Here is a 20,379-nt window from a genome sequence, read left to right as displayed (position 1 = left end):
ACTACTCCTCCAACGGGAGCTGCTACTCCTAGAGCTGTAAAGATTTCTGCGACGGAGGCAGAAGGTGTTGGTTTTAAACAAAAATGGGCTGGTGCTACGCGGGTACGTATTGGTTTTGCTGTTGCTGATCGTGTTATGCCTTATGTAGCTGGGGGTGTTGCTTATACGCAGCTAGAAGCTACTCATGGAATGGTGAAGGTAGATGGTTCATCTTTTAGTAAAACAGCGTCTAGTGAAACAGCAACCATGGTTGGTTTCACCATTGGTGGTGGTGTTGATTTCGCAATGACTGACAATGTTCTGTTGCGTGCGGAATACCGTTACTCAGATTATGGTAAAAAGAAATTTTTTGGAACAGAAGAAAAAGAATATAATTTCAAAACCAATGATTTCCGCGTTGGTGTAGCTTACAAATTCTAATTTTGTAAACAACGAAATAAATTTCCAAGAGGCTCTGTCAAAGACAGGGCCTCTATTATTTTCTGTTGTTATATTATTACTCACTCCATATTTATTGGAGATATAAAAAGATTTTCATAAACGAGAGACAAGAATTACATTCAAAATCGATAAGTTAACTTACGAATTCTCGTACGGAGTGAAGTTAATAGCGTTGTAAAGTCATGCAGCGATTTTGTTTTGAGCGCATCCTCCATTTTCTGTGACTGTATCATTTTTACTACAGCTTTTCTTTCTGTAATCTTGTAGCACTGTGCTCATAAATAAATTAGGAGCAAAGTTTATGAATATAAAATCTTTAGTAACAACTTCTGTTATCGCTATGGCAGCAGCTTCTGCAGCACAAGCTGCTGATGTTATCATCCCTCGTGAAACAGCCCCAGCAGTCATCTCAGCAGCCCCTGCCTATTCTTGGACAGGTTTTTATCTTGGTGCTCAGATTGGTAGTCGTTCAATGAAATCTGACAAAGGTCCTAGCACTTTAAATTGGCACGATCTTAAGCTTTCCGGTATGATCGGTGGCCTATACACAGGTTACAATGTTGATCTCGGCAATGGTGTGATCTTCGGCTTGGATACAGATGTCTCTTTTATTGGTAAAAAAGACACAATTGATGGTATAACAATGGTTGTTGGACAGACAACTGGTAAAAGTCTTGATGAAATTAATAAACTCCTCGATGATGCTAAGATCAAAAGGAACGATGGTCTAGAAGTTGCAGCCCTAGATGAGTACAGAGAAAGTATTACTATTAAAGAAAAGTGGTCTGGAGCTACGCGCGTTCGCATAGGTTTTGCTACTGATCGTATCATGCCTTATATCGCTGGTGGTGTTGCCTATACGCAGATGCAGGGCATTTCCGCACTTGAAGTGAAAAAAGATGCTAATGCTGGTGGTAATGCTAATAAGGTTATTGCTTCTGGTAACGTATATGATGAAACAAAGACCCTTGTTGGTTTCACCCTTGGTGCTGGTGTTGACTTCGCAATGACAGACAATGTTCTGTTGCGTGCAGAATACCGTTACTCAGACTACGGTAAAAAGAAATACTTTAAAGACACAGCTGAACTTCAATACAAAACCAATGATTTCCGCGTTGGTGTAGCTTACAAATTCTAATTTTGTAAACAACGAAATAAATTTCCAAGAGGCTCTGTCAAAGACAGGGCCTCTATTATTTTCTGTTGTTATATTATTACTCACTCCATATTTATTGGAGATATAAAAAGATTTTCATAAACGACAGACAAGAATTACATTCAAAATCGATAAGTTAACTTACGAATTCTCGTACGGAGTGAAGTTAATAACGTTGTAAAGTCATGCAGCGATTTTGTTTTGAGTGCATCCTCCATTTTCTATGACTGTATTATTTTTTACTACAGCTTTTCTTTATGTAATCTTGTAGCATTATCCTCTAAATAAATGAGGAGCAAAGTTTACGAATATAAAATCTTTAGTCACAATTTCTATTATCGCTATGGCAGCAGCTTCTGCAGCACAAGCTGCTGATATTATCGTTCCTCGTGAAACAGCCCCAGCAGTCATTGCAGCCCCTTCATTTTCTTGGACAGATTTTTATTTCGGTGGTCAAGTTGGCAACTTTTCAAGTCAAAATTGATGTATTTGATTTAGAGACAAAAGAAAAAACTTCAGATAAAGATGGACTACCTAAGCCTTGAGGTTTCATAGGTGGTATTTATTTAGGTTCCAACATAGATCTTGGAAATGTCCTCATTCTAGGTGTTGAAACCGATGCAGTCTGGATAGGCCGAGGAGAAACGAAAACGGTCTCAAAGATTCTTGCGATTGATGATTTTAATGATAAATTTGAAGATGCTGGTGTTGCATTGGTGTTGTTGTATTGGATGAAAATAAAAAGTTTCAAAAAAGCGACACAGCAGTGTATCGTATTGTTTTCAAAGAAAAATAGTCTGGTGCAACACGGGTTTGTGTTGGTTTTTCCGTCGCTGACCGCATTATGCCTTATGTTGCCAATGGTATTGCTTATGCGCAAATACAAGGTGTCGATAAAGTTTCAGAAACAAAAAAGTCGGCAAATGGTAAATCAAGTAAAGAAGTTTCTGTTACGGTATTTGATAAAACAAAAACGATGGTGGGTTTCACCCTTGGTGGTGGTATAGATTTCGCGATGACAAATTATATTCTGCTTCGTGCGGAATACTGTTACTCGGACTTTGGTAAGAAGGAATTTAAAAAGGGTTACCTTAAACTAGGCTACAAAACCAATGACTTTCATGTAGGTGTAGCTTACAAGTTCTAATTTCATCAAAAGTGCGATTATGAATAAAAAGTATTAATAAAAAATTAAATTTTAAAGAGATCTTGACTTTTACAAAACCGCTGTTTTCTGGGCTTTTATTTGCATGACTGTGACATTTTTACTACAGCTTTTCTATCTATAATCTTGTAAGGTCATTTTATAGTTAATTTAGGAGCAAAATTATGAATACAAAATATTTAATAGCAACTTCTGTTGCCGCTTTAATTTCAGCTTCTGCAGCACAAGCTGCTGATGTGATGATCCCTCATGAAGTCGCACCAGCAGTTATCGCAGCAGCACCTTCGTTTTCTTGGACGGGTTTTTATCTTGGTGGTCAAGTTGGCAACTTTTCGAGTAAAACTAAAGTAACTATTCCAGGAGCAGATAAAGAGCCTTTCAAAAAAGATAACACACCTAGTCCTTCTGGTTTCATGGGTGGTATTTATGCCGGATCTAACGTAGACCTCGGAAATGGTCTCATTCTCGGTGTTGAAACCGATGCAGTTTGGGCAGATCGTGAAGAATCAAAAAAAGCCCGTGAATTGACTCTTACTGAAAAAGATGCAGCAAATTTTAATGATGCCCTTGAAAAAGCTAAGGTTGAATTAAAAGGTCAGCAACGGTTTGAAAAAGATGACAAGGTAACAGAAACGCACAGTTACAAAGAAAAATGGTCTGGTGCGACACGCGTCCGTATCGGTTTTGCTGCTGTTGACCGTATTATGCCTTATGTTGCTGGTGGTATTGCCTATGCGCAGGTACAGGGCATTCAATCCGTTGCAGGAATAGGACAGAGAGCTAAAGTTGAGCAGAAAGCTGACGGGGATGGAAAAGTGCCAGAGGCAGGAGCTAAGCAAGCCATAGATTTGACTGGTGGTACTTGGGCTGATGACACGAAGACAATGCTTGGTTTCACTATTGGTGGTGGAGTTGACTTTGCAATGACAGACAACGTTCTTTTACGTGCAGAATACCGTTACTCCGATTTTGGTAAAAAGAAATTCGCAAACGACACACGTGAATTCAATTACAAAACCAATGACTTCCGTGTAGGTGTCGCTTACAAGTTCTAATTTCGTAAAAATGAAATTAGAAGCATAAAAAATACTAAGGCCTCGTTTAACGGGGCCTTTATTTTATTAGCTCTCTATTCTATATCTCTTAATCCCTTCTATTTTTACTTGTATCATTTTGTGCTATAAGACTTTAAAGAAAAAAGTTTTATATTATAGAGGGCTAATTGGTGGTATATATGGATTTTATAGCTACTGATTACATAAAATCTTATATCACGGCTATCATTTTACGCATAAGGAAAAGTATTCAATTAATCTCAGAAATAGGAAAAGATCATAACCAGTGACTAACTTTATTCTGCATATGCCAGATTAGAGCAAGCGTATTACGTATATCTGTTGGAGTAAGCTTTGGGAAATACAGTTTCATTGGGGAAGAATATGAAGAGGTAAAGATAGAAACCAGTTTCCAACTTTACCATCTTCTTTTAATTTAGCTTTACGATTTTCAAAAGCATTTAGAGCAATATCTTTTAAATAATGAAAATAAAGATGATGCATTGTCTTACGTTTTTGTTTATTGCATTCTTTTTATGTGATTACACTCCTCATACAAAACAGAACGCCCCAAACGGAATACACTTGTTGTTGTGTATTCACACATTTGTTTTAAAGAAATATTTTCAAAGTACATCAAGCCCACTTCATGTCAGTATCCGTGAGTGATATAAGACGGTAAAACCTCCCAATGAAATAATATAAAATCTATAGGGCACTACTATCGTTACACGCTTAATAAAAAGAGCAAGCTAGTATCATCATACAACTTTGCCAGCCACCAATGTTGTGGACAGACCTTGGCTGTTAAAAGCGTTCGTAAGAGGCATTTAAAATTCTTTTAATTTTTGTATCCACAGACTGTTTCCGCTATCGAGAGACATGGTTTTGATTAATACAACATAGAACAGGTTTTTAATGATAGAATCCTACAGTATTAGTTTTTTCATTCAACATGAAAACAATAAATTATCCTTATAAATTAAACCGATGTGTCATGATGAAGATATTTACGCAAAGAATCTAAAAGTTTTTTTTGCGAGTGTTTGAATAAGTCCTTTGTTTTTCTTAATTTTAGATACAAAATACTATCGCTAAAGCACCAAAAGTAGATCATATTGATAAATAGATGAAACTTTGATGGCGCTTGGTTTTAAAAAAGGCAATATTTGATTTCACTGTTTGCGTTGGCATTGATTTTGCAATGAGAGATGATAGTTTATTGCATGCAGAATACTGTTATTCAGATTTTGGTAAAAAGAAATTTATAAAGAATATTATCATTAACAGTTATGCGAAAATTTAATGAAAATGAATCCAACTTTAAGACTCATAACTCTAGTGTGATTTAGTTTATAAATTCTCATTGAATGCAAAATTGAAAGTTTAAGAAGCCTTATTTTCAAAAAATCTTTATTTTTTTGTGAGTGTGTCATTTTTGCTACAGATCTTTCAAAAAAGATGCTCTATATACACATCATTTTGGATATTTGGAGAGATTTTATGAATACAAAACGTTTAATAACAGCATCTATTTTTTCTTTAATTTCAGCGTCTACAGCACTAGCTGCTGATGTTATGATTCCTCATCAACCAGCACCATCGACATCTTCTACCATTGTTGCGCCTACTTTTTCATGGACAGGTCTTTATTTAGGTGTCCAAGCTGGTGGTTTTTCGAGCAAATCTGATATGGCTCTTGTTGATCAAGAAAAGAATTTGCCACTAGATAAAGAGTTCTCTCCTAAACTTTCGGGTTTTGTAGGTGGTTTTTATGCAGGTTCTAATATTGATCTCGGTGATAACTTTATTTTTGGTGTCGATACGGATTTAATGATATCTGGTAAAAAACACACAAAGACAATTACCATAGGTGCGGCTGATAACACTACAGTAGAAAATGCAGTTGTAAGATCCCGCAGATCCACAGAAGTTGTAACCACAACAGGAAAAACAACAGGAACCCCAACAGGAAAGACAACACAAACAGCTGCTTCAGAACAACCTGCACTAAAAGTAGCAGATGTAGGAACTACACCAACAAAACCTGCTGCAGAAACAGAAACCTCCAAACAAGTGACGAGATCAGAAGTAAGAGGGACGCCAACGCCAGCAGAGGGCAACACACAAGTTGTTCCATCTAAAAAAATCTCCCCACAGACAGAGGGAAGATCAGTGCAAGCATCATCGGGATCATTGGCAAGATCAGATACAAGACAGCCATCGGTAGTAGTAGTAGGAAATGGATCAAATCCAGTTACACCTAAACCAACAGCTATTGGCACAGGGGCAGGAGCAGCAGGGAAGTCATCATCGTCCTCATTGGCAAAATCAACAGCAGGAAATCAAACAGCAGGAGTAGGGTCAAGTGGAGCAAGTGCACCTGCAAAATCTGCAGAGGCAGGATCTGCAAAAACGGCTGAAAAAGCACCAGTATCCTCTGCCTCATCAACAAAATTAGAAGTAAGTCAATCTGTAGCGACAAAACCTACATCGGAACAATCATCATTAAAAGAAAAAACAGTACCGAGCGGATCACTTGTACTCGCGAGATCAGGATCATCCAATGGATCAGATACAAAAGCTTCCAATGGAACAAGCGGAGCTCAAAACGGAGGCCATCATGGCGTCCATGGTAGCGGAAGTAATGCTAATCCGCATGGTGCATCTCATGGAGGTGGGCATGGCTCTGGCGCTCATGCGCATGGTGCTAGTTCACATGCTTCTCGTGCTCATGGTGGACAGAATATGGCTGGGCATGGTGCAAAAAGTACGCAAGCAGCGGATAAGAACAATTCCAGTGCATATGGTATAGAACAAATGAAAAAGCTGGCTTCTGAACTTGGTCTTGATCAAGAGGAGAAAGTTGAAACTTTAAATCATACTTTCAAACAAAATTGGGGTGGTGCTACACGGGTACGTATTGGTTTTGCTGCTGATCGCTTTATGCCTTATCTTGCTGGCGGTATTGCTTATGGGCAGTTCCAAGACACTGTATCAATATCCGTTAAGGATGAGGATGGAAGAGTCGTTTCTTCTAAGAACTTATCTGATGAAACAAAAACCATGATTGGTTACACACTTGGTGGTGGCGTTGATTTCTCGGTTTTGGATAATGTGATTGTACGTGCAGAATATCGTTACTCTGATTTTGGTAAAAAGAAATTTGCAAAGGAAAAACTTGAAGTTAACTACAAAACCAATGATTTCCGTGTTGGTGTAGCTTATAAATTCTAATTTTTTAAAGAGTAAATTTCTAAAAGGCTCCACTATTAGTGGAGCCTTTATTTTTTAAAAGATCAATTTTTGGTTTCTTTTCTTGTGAATTTCATGATAAAGCCCATAGAGTGTGATGATATATTTTCCTGATCGCTGCTTAATACGAATGATAAGCTCGGCTTTCCCTATAGATAAAAACCAGAGTTGCAGGGTTCAGGGAAGTTATGCAAAAATGAAATCGTAAAAGTGGACAGGAATATTTCACAATGACTGTGAAAAATGAAACAATAGATTATTCAAAAACTCTTTATCTCCCACAGACAAATTTTCCTATGCGTGCAGGGCTTCCGCAAAAAGAGCTTGAATTGATGGCGCGTTGGGAAAATATGGGGCTTTATGCGCAATTGCGCCAACAAGCAAAAGATCGTCCATTTTATATTCTTCATGATGGTCCACCTTATGCAAATGGTCATATTCATATTGGGCATGCTTTAAACAAAGTTCTAAAGGATGTGGTTGTCCGTTCATTCCAAATGCGCGGTTTTAATGCAAATTATGTACCTGGTTGGGATTGCCATGGGCTTCCAATTGAATGGAAAATTGAAGAAAAATATCGAGCGCAAGGAAAAAATAAGGATGAGGTACCTCTTAACGAGTTTCGTAAAGAATGCCGTGAATTTGCACAGCATTGGGTAACCGTTCAAAGTGAAGAATTTAAACGCCTTGGTGTCGTAGGAGATTTTAACACGCCTTATACTACAATGGCTTTTCATGCAGAAGCACGCATTGCCAGTGAATTGATAAAATTTGCTATGTCAGATCAGATTTATCGTGGTTCCAAGCCGGTGATGTGGTCTGTTGTGGAGCGTACGGCTTTGGCAGAGGCTGAGATTGAATATCATGATCATGAATCAGAGGTGCTTTGGGTTAAGTTTCCTGTCTTTGAAGCAAATTCTGATGATTTATATGGTGCTTATGTCGTCATTTGGACAACAACGCCGTGGACAATTCCTGCTAACCGTGCAGTGAGTTATTCTTCGCAGATTTCTTATGGTATTTACGAAGTTGAAAGTACTGAAAATGATTTTGGTCCTCAAGTCGGAGAAAAACTTCTCTTTGCTGATGCGTTAGCTATGAGTTGTGCAGAAAAAGCCAAACTTGTTTTGAAGCGTTTGCGTGTTATTTCTGCTGAAGAATTGAAAGCTCTTGTTCTTTCTCATCCACTCAAAGGTTTGGCTGGGGGGTATAACTTTAAAATTCCATTGCTTGATGGTTCGCACGTAACAGAGAGTGCTGGTACAGGTTTTGTTCATACAGCGCCAAGCCATGGGCGTGAGGACTTTGAAATTTGGAATGATTATAAGTCCTTACTGGAGCAAGCGGGGATTGATTCATCTATACCTTTTCCTGTTGATGATGCAGGGTTCTATACGAAAGATGTTCCAGGTTTGGGACCAGATCGTGAAGGAGGATCTGCACGTGTTATTGATGATAATGGAAAAATGGGTGATGCTAATAAAGAGGTCATTAACGCTTTAATTAAAGCAGATCGATTGTTTGCAAGGGGGCGTTTAAAGCATTCCTATCCCCATAGTTGGCGTTCAAAAAAACCCGTTATTTTTCGCAATACACCGCAATGGTTTATTTCAATGGATAAAGATTTTGGGGATGGTTCAACTTTACGTAGTCGGGCTTTGGAAGCTGTTTCAAAAACGCGTTTTGTGCCGTCTTCTGGGCAAAACCGCCTAGCTTCTATGATAGAAGATCGTCCTGATTGGGTTCTTTCTCGTCAGCGTTCTTGGGGTGTTCCTATTTGTATTTTTGCAAATGAGGATGGTGTTATTCTAAAAGATGAAGGTGTGAACGAGCGTATTTTACGGGCTTTTGAAGCAGAAGGGGCAGATGCATGGTTTGCTGGAGGAGCACGTGAACGTTTTTTAGGTGACCGTGCACATGAGCCTTGGGTACAGGTCTATGATATTTTGGATGTTTGGTTTGATTCTGGTGCAAGCCATAGCTTTGTGTTAGAAGATCGGGCTGATTTGAAATGGCCTGCTGATGTTTATTTTGAAGGTTCAGATCAACATCGCGGATGGTTTCAGTCTTCTCTTTTGGAAAGCTGTGGTACGCGTGCTTGCTCTCCCTATAAGGCAGTGATCACACACGGTTTTACTTTGGATGAGAATGGTAAGAAAATGTCTAAATCTTTAGGCAATACGGTTGTTCCGCAAGAAATCATTAAAACATCTGGAGCTGATATTTTTCGTCTCTGGGTTATGACAACTGATTATTGGGAAGATCAGCGTTTAGGCAAAAAAATCCTTCAAACAAATGTGGATTCATATCGTAAACTACGCAATGCAATTCGTTGGATGCTTGGAACTTTAGCATATGATGATGGAGAAGAAATATCTTATGGTGCACTGCCGGATCTTGAAAAATTTATATTGCATAGACTTTTTGAACTTGATCAGTTGATTAATCGCGCTTACGATGAATTTGACTTTAAAAAGATTATGCGTGCATTATTGGATTTTTCAATCATTGAGTTATCGGCATTTTATTTTGATATCCGCAAGGATTCTCTTTATTGTGATGCGCCTTCATCAAAAAAACGCAAGGCCTCCTTGCAGGTTGTCCGTGAGATTTTTGAGCGTATGGTAACATGGCTTGCTCCAATGTTGCCTTTTACTATGGAGGAAGCTTGGTTAGAGCGTTACCCAGAAAGCCAATCGGTGCATTTAGAACAATTTCGCTCTGTACCAGAAGAATGGCAAAATCAATCTTTGTCTGATCGTTGGAAAAAAATTCGGCAGGTCCGTAAAGTTGTTACAGGTGCTTTAGAGCTTGAACGCGTTGATAAGCGTATTGGGTCCTCGTTAGAAGCCGCTCCTGTTGTTTTTATTTCCAATCCGGCTTTACGAGAAGCATTAGAAAATGTGGATATGGCGGAGATCTGTATTACCAGTGCACTCACAATTACGCAGGATACAATACCTTCCGATGCTTTTACTTTGAATGATGTTGAAGGTGTTGGTGTATATCCAGAGAAGGCATTAGGAAAAAAATGTGCTCGATCATGGCGTTATACACAAGATGTTGGGAGTGATCCTGCTTATCCGGATGTATCTGCTCGTGATGCAGCTGCTTTGCGGGAATTGCAGATTCTTGGCAAGATTTAAAATTTTAGATCAAAGGAAAGAAATGCAAGTAAATTTCTCATATTGATGAATATAGTTTTTTGTGGTACGAGAAAAATTCCGTTGTTTTATCTGCAGGGGGGAAATTTGTGTATGGACCGTTCTCTCATAAATAACGGGAATATTAATCAGCCATATACTTAGGAAATGGAATAGGCAGTGAGAAAACGTGAAATAAAAATATTTCCAATAGGAATTTTAGGGATGTGCTTTGTTTTAACGGGATGCAATTTATCCGCTCCTACCTATGGTACAGATAAACCAGTTTCGATACAGTTTTTTGAAGATGTTGCTAATATTACTTCATTAACACCAACAAATAACAGTAGCCAGATTGTTATGAAACCTCATCCAAAACTTGTAATACCAAGCCCTAGTTCGCGCAGATTTTTGCCGGTGCCACAACAAGATAGATCTGTCAATGAAATAGCAGCATCGAAGAAGCATCAAGGAAACACGTCTTTTCCTCACAAAGGATCGTCAGTTAATGGCGCTGGTTCAGAAAACCCTTCACAGTTGAATGCGAAGCAACGACAGGAATATTTACGTCGTCAGAGAGCACAAGTTGGAAGTTCAAAATACCGTCGCTATCTCACTGAACCACCTTTAAGTTATCGCCAACCGGCGAAAACTGCACCTATTGGTCGATAGGGAAAAGACCAAATATTTAAAATAAAGTATTTTTCCAATTACTTATGATACAAGGCTTTTATTCACGCACAGTTATAATACTGCTGTAAGAGGGGTATTATTCTCATGAAATAGCAACATAATAACAGCATCGAGAGAATCCTTACGTGTTTCCTAACAAGAAACATTTCTCAAGCTCATTTTACAATATTGCTCATGTGAATAGTATAACGTAAAATCTATAGTGCTCTACTATCTTTATGCTAGGAAGGAGAAAGCTGATACCATCATTTTATTTTCCAGACTCCATTGTTGCGACAATTCTTGCATTTGAGAGCCTTTATAAGGGACATTTTTAGTCTTTTCTAAAACGTTCTTTATCCAGACGATAATCCCGCTTATGATGTGCAAGAAAGTGATTTTTATTGATTCAATATAATTTGAAATGGGAGTATATCTACGATATTTTGAATTTTATATACAAAATAATGAATTATTCTTATGAGTGAATGTATCATCTAATAGAAGCAATATGCAGCATTAAAAGAGAGAAAAAATGCTTCGAAATGGCTTTTGCTATATCTGTATCAGAGGAATTAATAGTCTTTTTTTGAGAAATAGGATAGTTTTTAAAGAGTGAAAGTTATGGAAGAAGAATTGTTTTTAGTATCGCTTTTGTACAAAAAAATCTTTAAGTAATTGAGCAGCTTCTTTTTCTTTAAAACCAGAATAAATCTCAGGTTTGTGATGGCAGGTTGGTTGCTGATAAAAACGTGGACCATTTTCTATAGCCCCCCCTTTGGGATCATTTGTTGCGTAATAGAGACGTCGTATGCGTGCAAATGAAATGGCAGCAGCACACATAGCACAAGGCTCAAGTGTTACATAAAGGTCGCAATCAGGAAGCCTTTCGCTTTGCAATGTTTCGCAAGCCATACGGATTGCGCGCATTTCTGCGTGTCCTGTAGGGTCATATGCAGATTTTATAAAGTTACCAGCGCGTGCAATGATAGCTTTTCCACGTGTAATGACAGCGCCTACGGGAACTTCATCTTTTTTTGCAGCCCATTGCGCTTCTAAAAGGGCTATTTCCATGGGCGTCAAAGTCATAATATTCTTTCTACTGAAGGTATAGAAAATCTAAAGGTTATCTCGATAAGAAATGCGATGGAATGAATAATTTATTACGCTTTTATAATGAAAGGAATACCTCTATTTTTTAAAGTGTTTAAAACAAACGTGCAAGTCAACAGATACATTATTGTCGTTAAAGGATAGAAAATGATAAATGATTATGCTACTTCCTTTTTCAGGATAAGCGGTATGGTGCATGTGAATAATTTTCTAAACATACTGGCAAAGATTGGTTTGAAACGCAAATGAATGAAAATAATGAGAGTGAACGAATTGCTAAAAGATTAGCGCGTGCTGGTGTTGCTTCGCGTCGAGATGCAGAAATGATGATTGTTGCAGGTCGCATTTCTGTGAATGGTACGGTCGTGACAACGCCTGCTTTTAATGTTAGCCGCTCTGATGTTATAAAAGTTGATGGCAAACCCTTACCTCCTATAGAACGAACGCGTTTATGGCTTTACCATAAGCCAGCAGGCCTTGTCACCACGAACCGTGATCCTGAAGGCAGACCTACAGTATTTAGTAATTTACCAAAAGGAATGCCGCGTGTTCTTTCTGTTGGAAGGCTTGACATTAACACGGAAGGGCTTTTGCTTTTAACCAATGATGGTGGCTTAGCGCGTGTATTAGAGCTTCCTGTAACAGGATGGGTCCGCAAATATCGCGTCCGTGCTCATGGAAGAGTAAAGAAGAGCGCGCTGGATAACCTTAAAAATGGTATTGCGATTAATGGCATTTTTTATGGTTCGATCGAAGCATCAATTGAACGTGAACAAGGATCTAATATATGGCTTTCTGTCGCTTTTCGGGAAGGAAAAAATCGTGAAATAAAGAATGTTTTAGGGGCGTTGGGATTATCAGTTAATCGATTAATACGTGTATCTTATGGTCCATTTCATCTCTCTGATTTAGAAGAAGGAGCCGTGCAAGAGTTAAAAGGGCGGATGTTACGAGATCAGTTGGGGGAGCGTTTGATTATGCAAGCCAATGCAGATTTTGATGCTCCTATTCTTAAGCCATTTTCAAATTCTGCAGTTGTTGCAGAAAAGCAAAGCCAAAAAGATCTTTCTGTTGCAAATGATGGTTGGGTTTTCTCAAGTGAAAGGGCGATACGGCGCCGACCAAGAGATGGTTCTGTTGAACATAGTCGTGCACGATTAAGTACAAAGTCTCATGAGAATGTAAAGAAGGAGAAAAGTGAGGAAGGAAAATCAGAGCGTTTTCTACCGCGTTCTCGCCGTGCTAATGTTTGGATGGCTCCTGGTGCACGTCCGCAGAGTACACGTAGAAAGCCTTCCTATAGTGAGGAGAAATCGCATGATCATAAGAGCGATTTGGATGATAGAAAATCCTTTCATCGAGGCAAGGAAAAACTAAAAGAAAGTCCGTCACACAAAGAGAAGAGGGGAAGTTTTGTTCAAAAACGTGGCAAAACATCTTATGACGAGACGCATCCCTCTGGTAAGAAAGATCGCTTTTTCAAGGATAAAGAGAAAATGATAAAAAGTGGACATGAGGAGCATTCTTTTGAGAGAAAGAAAAAGGTAAAATCGTTTGGTGGTGCTATGAAAAAATCTAAACCACATAGGGATGGTGCAAAAACTTCGAAGCGATTTGGAGGTTCACGTGCGGATCATAGGCGGTAAATTTGCTGGGCGCGTTTTGTTTTCGCCTGTTAATCAGTCGATTCGCCCAACGAGTGATCGTACACGTGAAAGCCTTTTTAATATTCTTTCTAGCCGTGAAGAACAATTTTGGACCAATAAACGTATTCTTGATCTTTTTGCTGGTACTGGTGCTTTAGGCATCGAAGCACTTTCACGTGGAGCAAAGGCGGCTGTTTTTGTTGAAAACTCGGTTGAGGGGCGTGGGTTGCTTCAAAAAAATATAGAAGCCTTTGAATTACAGTCGATAGGACGGATTTTGCGTCGTGATGCGACAAAACTTGGCAATATTGGCACAATGCTTCCATTTGATGTTATCTGCGCTGATCCTCCATATAGCCGTTGTTTAGGTGAACGTGCTTTCGTAGAAGCTTTGCGAGGAGGGTGGGCAAAAGCTGATACACTCTTCATACTTGAAGAAAAGAAAGATACAATGATTCATTTACCTGATGTCTTTTATCTAGACGATGAGCGTTTTTATGGTGAGACAGCAATACGTCTCTATAAATTACGATCGCTTACATTTTGAGAAAGTTCTTGTTTTTATCCGGTAGGATGAAAAAATGCTTCTTTACAGTTTTCTTCATTTTATATGGTTTTTAAAAGGTTAAACAGAAAGTAAATAAAAGATTCTAATGTTAAAGGAATTGATGAATTTTGATTTCATTATGTTTTTTGTCTGAATCTCTCATTTTTTTGAAGTTTTTTATAGCCCCAAGAGCGAGTCTTTTACAATATACGCTCTTTAATATAGAGGGGCCATCTGTTCTTCTGTCTAGCCAAAAATTGCTTTGAGGTGTAATGCTATTGGACCTAAATTAGCAGTATGTATTGCTGCTAATTTTTGTAAGTTATATGCTGATTTGTTAATTTCATCTACATTAAAAGTGTAACACATTGTCAAAGCTTTAGTGTATTATTAGCTTTACTACCGATGAATGTTTTTTCTCCAATAGGATATATATTTCACGACAACAGTTATAATACCTTTTTGTCTAATTTCTTTCGGCTGCACATTAATCATCAACATCTCATTAGCAGCTGAAAGCTTTCAACTATGCAGTCTGCATTTATATCCTAAATAGTGTGTAACTTTTATCTTTATTATTGTATGAACTTAAAACAGATATTTTCTATTTAAGGTAGACAATAGTGTTCATTTATACTGAACATTTGTGTGTTTATTTATTAATATCGCTTGTTGAGTTAATCATTATATATTAAGTAAATCTGAAAGTATTAAGTGTGTTATCGTTATTACATTTTTAAGAATAATTTTTATATTATTCTTTAGCAATAAAGCTAAATGATTTCTAAAACAGGGAAGATTATCATGTTTAAATGGATATATAGCGAAGAAATTAACACAGAAGCGAGTGCTGAGCAAATTTGGGCTATATGGGAAGATGTGTCATCATGGCCTTGCTGGGATAGTGAACTTGAGTGGGTAGAACTTTCTGGTCCTTTCAAAGAAGGGGCTACAGGACGCATGAAACCTAAAAAGGGACCTACAGTAACTTTTACACTTGATAAAGTTATAAAAAATGTTTTCTTTTCTGATTATGCTAAACTGCCTCTTACTCACATGAGTTTTGATCATGAATATATTTGTTCAAAAAAATCTGATTCTTCAAATAACAAAATTCGCCATACTGTAACCATGTCTGGTTTACTTTCTCCTTTCTTTGGAATGGTTATTGGGTCAAAAATTAAGTTACACCTTCGTGATGCAATGATTGAAATGAGCAGACGTGCTCTTATTGAAAACAAAATCATCTCGTAAGGGGGTGCATTTATAAAGAAGTTAATACCTTTACAAAGGCGCAGAAATCTTAGCCTTGTTAGAATGAAATCAGTTATGAGTATATAGCAAATCGATGAGGTATGATTTGTTTTTTCATTAGTCGTTGAAATCGAGTCAAATCATCTGAGAAAATTAATTTTGCACCAAAGATCTTATAAGAGTCATTGAATTTTATTCAATATATAAAAGCTTATGAGGTGCGCATTTTTACTGAAAATAAAGAAAGTTGTAGAAGCTTATTTCTGCTCTTGTGAATCTGCAGGTCGATATTGTCATGATATTTGCCAGTTTCTAGTATTGCGATAGTTTTTGATTTGAGAGCCTTGATAAAAGGCATTTTGACTTCTTCTTAAATAGTTTTTACCAGCATTACCTCTATTCATGATGTGAGAGCGAATAGTTGTGATTTCCTCAACATAAATAAGTTTAAAATGGAGAAAGTTTAATGATATTTGATTCTTTTATGAAGATTACAAAATGATCAATAATGATTATAAATCAAAATGTTTTTTTGATTAAAAGATGATGACTTTCTAAAGAGTACAGCTTTAAAAGGCTCTAAAGGATAAATAAGCTCACTCTTAATTTCCGTAAAATTAATTTCGTATCATTGTATATATTTGGTTTAAATGTTTAAAAAAGCGATTTTTTAAAATGCGTACAGATATCCTAGTTTCTGCAAATATTTTTGTATCTGTTAAAACAATTATGAGCGATAAACTTGTCAAAATTAATTGGAAGAATACGCTTCTTGCAGATTGTATTGAAAGATAGATACAATGTTGAGCTTCATATAAAAGCTTTATTGATTATCGTTTTATGACAATATTACGCTTCTTTATTTTTTAATGGAGGGGAAAGAGTATAGTTCTTAAATCAAAATCTATCCAGTATCTTAGAATTTTTGTTTCAGGAAAAAGAAGTCGGTCAAATTATGCCTGTTTAATAACAAAATAACCGATTAAGGATGACGCATGAAAAAAGAGATGCTCTCGATTAGACGCATTAGAACCGAGAGAGAATGTTATGATCATAACTTATTTCTGATAAATATAAAAAATGAGTTCTTTGTGATACCACGTCCATGAGGGTAAAGAAGTTTATGACTGCTCATTTTGTTGAAACCATAATGAAAGGAAAAATTTTTCATTCCGTTTATGTTTTTTTGTTTACAAGATTGCCATCTTATTATGAGAGAGTTTATAGAAGCAAAGAGGTATACACAAATATAAGGCATTTTCTTGATTCTTGCTTGGAAATTAAAGAATGCTATAGGAATGAAGGAAGTTACTTGACTATCCAGAGGACATAAGGCTTGTGACTTAAGTCGTTTTATGCTTTTCGAATTTTTGAGGATTTTGACTTAAATTCAAGTGTTATTGCTAGGTTTTTTGTTGATTGCCAAGTTTTCGGTTGATTTGATTATCAGTACAGATTGGGTTATCTAAAATGATAAGGGGCAATGAGAAATCTTGAAACTAAAGAAATTTTACGACATATTGCGTCTTTTCATAAAGAAGCTAAAAAGGGAATTATTCGATGCATTAAAAGAAAAAATGCATGAAATGTGCGTAATTTTATGAATAAACATACAAGAGTTATATTCTGATTTATATAAAATTGTCAGAGTGCTTATCAATGTAAATAATAAAATATTTCAGGGAGTCTATAATGACTGACAAAAACCAGATTGAGAAAGCTGTTTCACTGGTTGAAGCAGCAAGGCGTTCTGGGGCAGATGCTGCTGATGCCGTTATTGTTCATGCTCATTCTACCAGTGTATCAGTTCGTTTTGGGAAAGTCGAATCAACAGAAGCAGCAGAGAGCAATGATTTTACTCTAAGGGTTTTTGTTGGAAAAAAAGTAGCAAGTGTTTCTGCTAATTTAGCGTCTTATCCGCAAGAACTTGCGGAACGTGCTGTTGCGATGGCTAAAGCTTCTCCCGATAGTTTATTTGAAGGTTTGGCAGATAAAGAGTGTTTGGTTAAGTCTCCTAAAGATCTTGATCTTTTTGATGATTTTGTGCCAAGCAGTCATTTTTTAACAGAAGATGCTTTAAAAACAGAGGCAGCAGCTCTTGATGTTAAAGGTGTAAGTAATTCTGGTGGCGCTGCAACAGCTTATGGTCGGAGTGGGTTTATTCTTGTGACCAGCGATGGTTTTTGTGGAGCCTATCGCTCCAGTTGCTTTTCACGTTCTTGTAGTGCTCTTGCAGGTGAAGGAACACAAATGGAGCGGGATTATGATTATACAACAGCCTTACATTTTTCTGATTTAGAGGCAGCAGAAACTGTTGGAAAGAATGCAGGGTTTGGTGCTGTCCGACGTTTGGGTGCAGTTCGTGCGGCGACTGGGGGCGTTGATGTTATTTTTAGTCCGCGTACGGCTCGCGGAATTGCAGGGCATATCGCATCTATGGTCAATGGAGCCTCTGTGGCTCGTAAAACGAGTCTTTTACAGAATTTCCTAGGCAAGGAAGTGATGAAGCCTAATGTTAATGTAACCGATCAACCTTTGCGATTACGTGGAAATGCTTCTCATCCTTTTGATGGAGAAGGGGTAGAGGGGCAAGCACTCAATATTATTGAAAATGGTATTTTAAAAAATTGGCTTCTTTCATCATCTACAGCACGTGAGTTGGGACTTAAAACAAATGGACACGGTGTGCGTTCGGCATCATTAGTGCAACCGACAAGTACAAATTTTGCTATTGAACCGGGTTTAGTATCGCCTTGCGATATGATAAAAGATTTGCGAAATGGATTTTATGTGACCGAATTATTCGGTCACGGCATTGATTTTATTACTGGTCAGTATAGTCGTGGGGCTTCCGGTTTTTGGATTGAAAATGGTGAAATTGCTTATCCGGTGAGTGAAGTAACGCTAGGTTCTGATTTGCTTCATATGTTAGCACATTTAACACCTGCCAATGATATTGATCGGCGTTATGGTACGGCGGCTCCAACATTGTTAATTGAAGGGATGACACTTGCAGGAAAATAACACGCATCATTCTTCTGATTTAAATCTTTTGCGGGATGTTTGTCGAGAGGCAGGAGATTTAGCAATGCGGTATTTTGGATGCACGTTGGATGTTTGGATTAAAGAGGGTAATTCACCGGTCAGTGAGGCAGATTTTGCTGTTGATCATTTTTTGAAAGAGAAGCTTCTTGGAGCGCGTCCAAATTATGGATGGATTTCAGAAGAAACAAAAGATAATCGAGAACAACAAGATTATGAACGCTCCTTTGTGGTTGATCCTATTGATGGAACACGAGGTTTTCTTTCTGGCAGTCCTTATTGGTGTATTTCGGTTGCCATTATTGAGAATGGGCGTCCTATAGTGGGCGTTCTACAATGTCCGGCTCAAGGAGATATTTATGCAGCTGTAACGGGTGGAGGGGCAACATTAAATGGGATAAAACTTCCTCGTTTAGCCTCGGGGGGGCATCGAAAATATAAAATTTCGCTTGATAAATCGCTCGCACAAAAATTACCAGATGATTTTCTCAATCGAGTCAGTCTTTACCATTATCTTCCTTCTCTTGCTTATCGTATTGTTCTTGTTGCTCAAGATGAAATTGATATCGTATTAGTTCGTCCGAATTGTCATGAATGGGATATTGCCGCTGCTGATCTTATTTTGCAGGAGTGTGGAGGGTGTTTTTTATCGCTTGATGCCCCTTTACTATCTTACGGAATTGAACCTTACCAATATGGACTTTTAATTGCTGGTAAAAATAATTGCTGTCAAGATATGATAGATGTTGTTCGTCAAACAAAGTTAGTTTAATCACGTAAAAGCGCGCTAAAATAATCTAAATGATATGGAGGCACATATGACTGAAACCAACGAAAAAAAACAATATTTATATCTTGTATTTGGTGGGGAATTAAAAAATCTTAACAGTAATCAATTTAAGAATCCTGATGATTTAGATGTGGTTGGTATTTTCTCAGATTATCAATCCGCTCAAGAAGCATGGCAGGCAAAAGCACAAAGCAGTGTAGATAATGCATTACAACGTTATTACATTGTAGATTTGCATCAGTTTCTTGATGCTGAGTTAGGCGATGCAGAGTAAAGCTTGAATATTTGGTCATTATAGCCTGTAGATTGCTTCACGCTTTTGTTTAATCGTTCTTTCCATAGGTACGTTCTTCGGGTAAAATAGAATGCCGTAAAAAAGAATATGCTTGTTGTTTAAAATTCATATGTTTTCTTAAGGAAACATCTTTCAAAGCACCCAAGCACATTCCATAATGGTGTTCGTGCAAGTTATAAAATCCATTGTTGCACCACCATCTTTACGCTTAATAAAAATGCAAGACAGTTCTATTAACCTATTTACAACAGCAATATTATCATGACGAGCGATCACTCGAAGTTTATGATTATATTGTGAATAGTCACTCTGCTTTTGAATGGAGTATGAAACATTAATGCGTTCAGATTAATAAAAAGAGTAGCATTATTAATGATACCAATTACTACTTCGTTGAGATTATTAGCACTCCCTACTTATCCATTGGAATTTTTCCAACAAGTTATCACTATAAGCTTAGAAACCATGAAAGTCGTTAGAAACTTACCAAAATTAGAAACTTAGAAAAACTGAATAGATTGATGAAGTTAACTTACCTCATAAGTTTTTTTGAGTACTTGTTTAAAACTACAATCTATAAATTAATCATTTTGTGTTGATTATACACAATCTTAAAAGGAATAATACACCATGCGATCTCCTGAAAAGAGAGGATTTAAAATTTTGAAAACTCTTATTTAAATTGCTTTAAGACTTTTAAGAAATTTTCTATTAAACAAGATTAGATTTTTCTGGATTACCTTTAAGAGATTATATCACAATTTAAAATGAGAACTTTATACCGTTCAAAAGTTTTTTTAAGATT

Annotated in this window: 13 protein-coding genes and 2 pseudogenes; 14 read left to right on the top strand and 1 reads right to left on the bottom strand. The window is 37.3% G+C overall.

Annotated features, from left to right (window positions below; translation table 11 throughout):
* The 7 genes and pseudogenes from ACFIJ8_RS05645 to ACFIJ8_RS05615 form a co-directional block, all read left to right on the top strand.
* The coding region (locus ACFIJ8_RS05645; protein WP_375639186.1) for an outer membrane protein at window positions 1–420 on the top strand (420 nt) is incomplete at its 5' end.
* 322 nt (window positions 421–742) lie between these two features.
* A complete protein-coding gene (locus tag ACFIJ8_RS05640) occupies window positions 743–1,579 on the top strand; it encodes an outer membrane protein (RefSeq protein WP_375639185.1) in 837 nt (278 codons plus the stop codon).
* A 361-nt stretch (window positions 1,580–1,940) separates the two neighbouring features.
* Window positions 1,941–2,744 (top strand): annotated as a pseudogene (locus ACFIJ8_RS05635) (outer membrane protein).
* Window positions 2,745–2,926: 182 nt separating this feature from the next.
* Window positions 2,927–3,817 carry an outer membrane protein gene (locus ACFIJ8_RS05630; protein WP_375639184.1) on the top strand — a complete coding sequence of 297 codons (891 nt, stop codon included), beginning with the start codon at window positions 2,927–2,929 and terminating at the stop codon, window positions 3,815–3,817.
* A 1,503-nt stretch (window positions 3,818–5,320) separates the two neighbouring features.
* On the top strand, window positions 5,321–7,054 hold the full coding sequence (locus ACFIJ8_RS05625) for an outer membrane protein (RefSeq protein ID WP_375639183.1): 1,734 nt from the start codon (window positions 5,321–5,323) through the stop codon (window positions 7,052–7,054).
* A 248-nt stretch (window positions 7,055–7,302) separates the two neighbouring features.
* The gene (gene ileS / locus ACFIJ8_RS05620; RefSeq protein ID WP_375639182.1) at window positions 7,303–10,218 is read left to right on the top strand and encodes an isoleucine--tRNA ligase; all 2,916 of its coding nucleotides are present in this window, start codon (window positions 7,303–7,305) and stop codon (window positions 10,216–10,218) included.
* Window positions 10,219–10,395: 177 nt separating this feature from the next.
* Window positions 10,396–10,887: a hypothetical protein gene (locus ACFIJ8_RS05615; protein WP_375639181.1), complete on the top strand. Its 492-nt coding sequence runs from the start codon at window positions 10,396–10,398 to the stop codon at window positions 10,885–10,887.
* Window positions 10,888–11,529: 642 nt separating this feature from the next.
* On the opposite strand, the gene ACFIJ8_RS05610 is transcribed toward ACFIJ8_RS05615, so the two are convergent.
* Window positions 11,530–11,976 (bottom strand): nucleoside deaminase, encoded by a 447-nt coding sequence (locus ACFIJ8_RS05610; RefSeq protein ID WP_012754668.1) that lies wholly within the window; start codon window positions 11,974–11,976, stop codon window positions 11,530–11,532.
* A gap of 269 nt (window positions 11,977–12,245) precedes the next feature.
* On the opposite strand from ACFIJ8_RS05610, the gene ACFIJ8_RS05605 reads away from it, so the two are divergent.
* From ACFIJ8_RS05605 to ACFIJ8_RS05575, 7 genes and pseudogenes are all read left to right on the top strand, one after another.
* A complete protein-coding gene (locus ACFIJ8_RS05605) occupies window positions 12,246–13,646 on the top strand; it encodes a pseudouridine synthase (protein ID WP_375639180.1) in 1,401 nt (466 codons plus the stop codon).
* Window positions 13,627–14,193, top strand: coding sequence for a 16S rRNA (guanine(966)-N(2))-methyltransferase RsmD (rsmD, locus tag ACFIJ8_RS05600; RefSeq protein ID WP_273787828.1), 567 nt, complete (start codon window positions 13,627–13,629; stop codon window positions 14,191–14,193). Before ACFIJ8_RS05605 ends, rsmD begins: the two co-directional genes overlap by 20 nt.
* 804 nt (window positions 14,194–14,997) lie before the next feature.
* Window positions 14,998–15,447, top strand: a complete 450-nt coding sequence (locus tag ACFIJ8_RS05595; protein ID WP_375628586.1) for a hypothetical protein — start codon at window positions 14,998–15,000, stop codon at window positions 15,445–15,447.
* A gap of 1,692 nt (window positions 15,448–17,139) precedes the next feature.
* Window positions 17,140–18,471, top strand: a complete 1,332-nt coding sequence (locus ACFIJ8_RS05590; protein ID WP_273787830.1) for a TldD/PmbA family protein — start codon at window positions 17,140–17,142, stop codon at window positions 18,469–18,471.
* Window positions 18,458–19,261, top strand: a complete 804-nt coding sequence (locus ACFIJ8_RS05585) for a 3'(2'),5'-bisphosphate nucleotidase CysQ (RefSeq protein WP_026500223.1) — start codon at window positions 18,458–18,460, stop codon at window positions 19,259–19,261. The genes ACFIJ8_RS05590 and ACFIJ8_RS05585 overlap by 14 nt, the downstream gene beginning before the upstream one ends.
* Window positions 19,262–19,307: 46 nt before the next feature.
* Complete coding sequence (locus ACFIJ8_RS05580; RefSeq protein WP_012754674.1) at window positions 19,308–19,553, top strand: DUF4170 domain-containing protein; 246 nt, start codon at window positions 19,308–19,310, stop codon at window positions 19,551–19,553.
* Window positions 19,554–19,814: 261 nt separating this feature from the next.
* Window positions 19,815–20,078 (top strand): annotated as a pseudogene (locus ACFIJ8_RS05575) (type ISP restriction/modification enzyme); the annotation flags it as partial.
* Window positions 20,079–20,379 lie beyond the last annotated feature (301 nt).

The organism is Bartonella sp. MF74HXZ, from assembly GCF_042194445.1.
Lineage (GTDB): Bacteria > Pseudomonadota > Alphaproteobacteria > Rhizobiales > Rhizobiaceae > Bartonella > Bartonella grahamii.
This window is presented reverse-complemented; position numbering and strand designations above follow the sequence as displayed.

Coding starts and splice junctions, on each gene's coding strand:
- ACFIJ8_RS05640 (WP_375639185.1), top strand. CDS start 743: ATGAATATAAAATCTTTAGTAACAACTTCTGTTATCGCTATGGCAGCA.
- ACFIJ8_RS05630 (WP_375639184.1), top strand. CDS start 2,927: ATGAATACAAAATATTTAATAGCAACTTCTGTTGCCGCTTTAATTTCA.
- ACFIJ8_RS05625 (WP_375639183.1), top strand. CDS start 5,321: ATGAATACAAAACGTTTAATAACAGCATCTATTTTTTCTTTAATTTCA.
- ileS (WP_375639182.1), top strand. CDS start 7,303: ATGACTGTGAAAAATGAAACAATAGATTATTCAAAAACTCTTTATCTC.
- ACFIJ8_RS05610 (WP_012754668.1), bottom strand. CDS start 11,976: ATGACTTTGACGCCCATGGAAATAGCCCTTTTAGAAGCGCAATGGGCT.
- ACFIJ8_RS05605 (WP_375639180.1), top strand. CDS start 12,246: ATGAATGAAAATAATGAGAGTGAACGAATTGCTAAAAGATTAGCGCGT.
- ACFIJ8_RS05595 (WP_375628586.1), top strand. CDS start 14,998: ATGTTTAAATGGATATATAGCGAAGAAATTAACACAGAAGCGAGTGCT.
- ACFIJ8_RS05590 (WP_273787830.1), top strand. CDS start 17,140: ATGACTGACAAAAACCAGATTGAGAAAGCTGTTTCACTGGTTGAAGCA.
- ACFIJ8_RS05580 (WP_012754674.1), top strand. CDS start 19,308: ATGACTGAAACCAACGAAAAAAAACAATATTTATATCTTGTATTTGGT.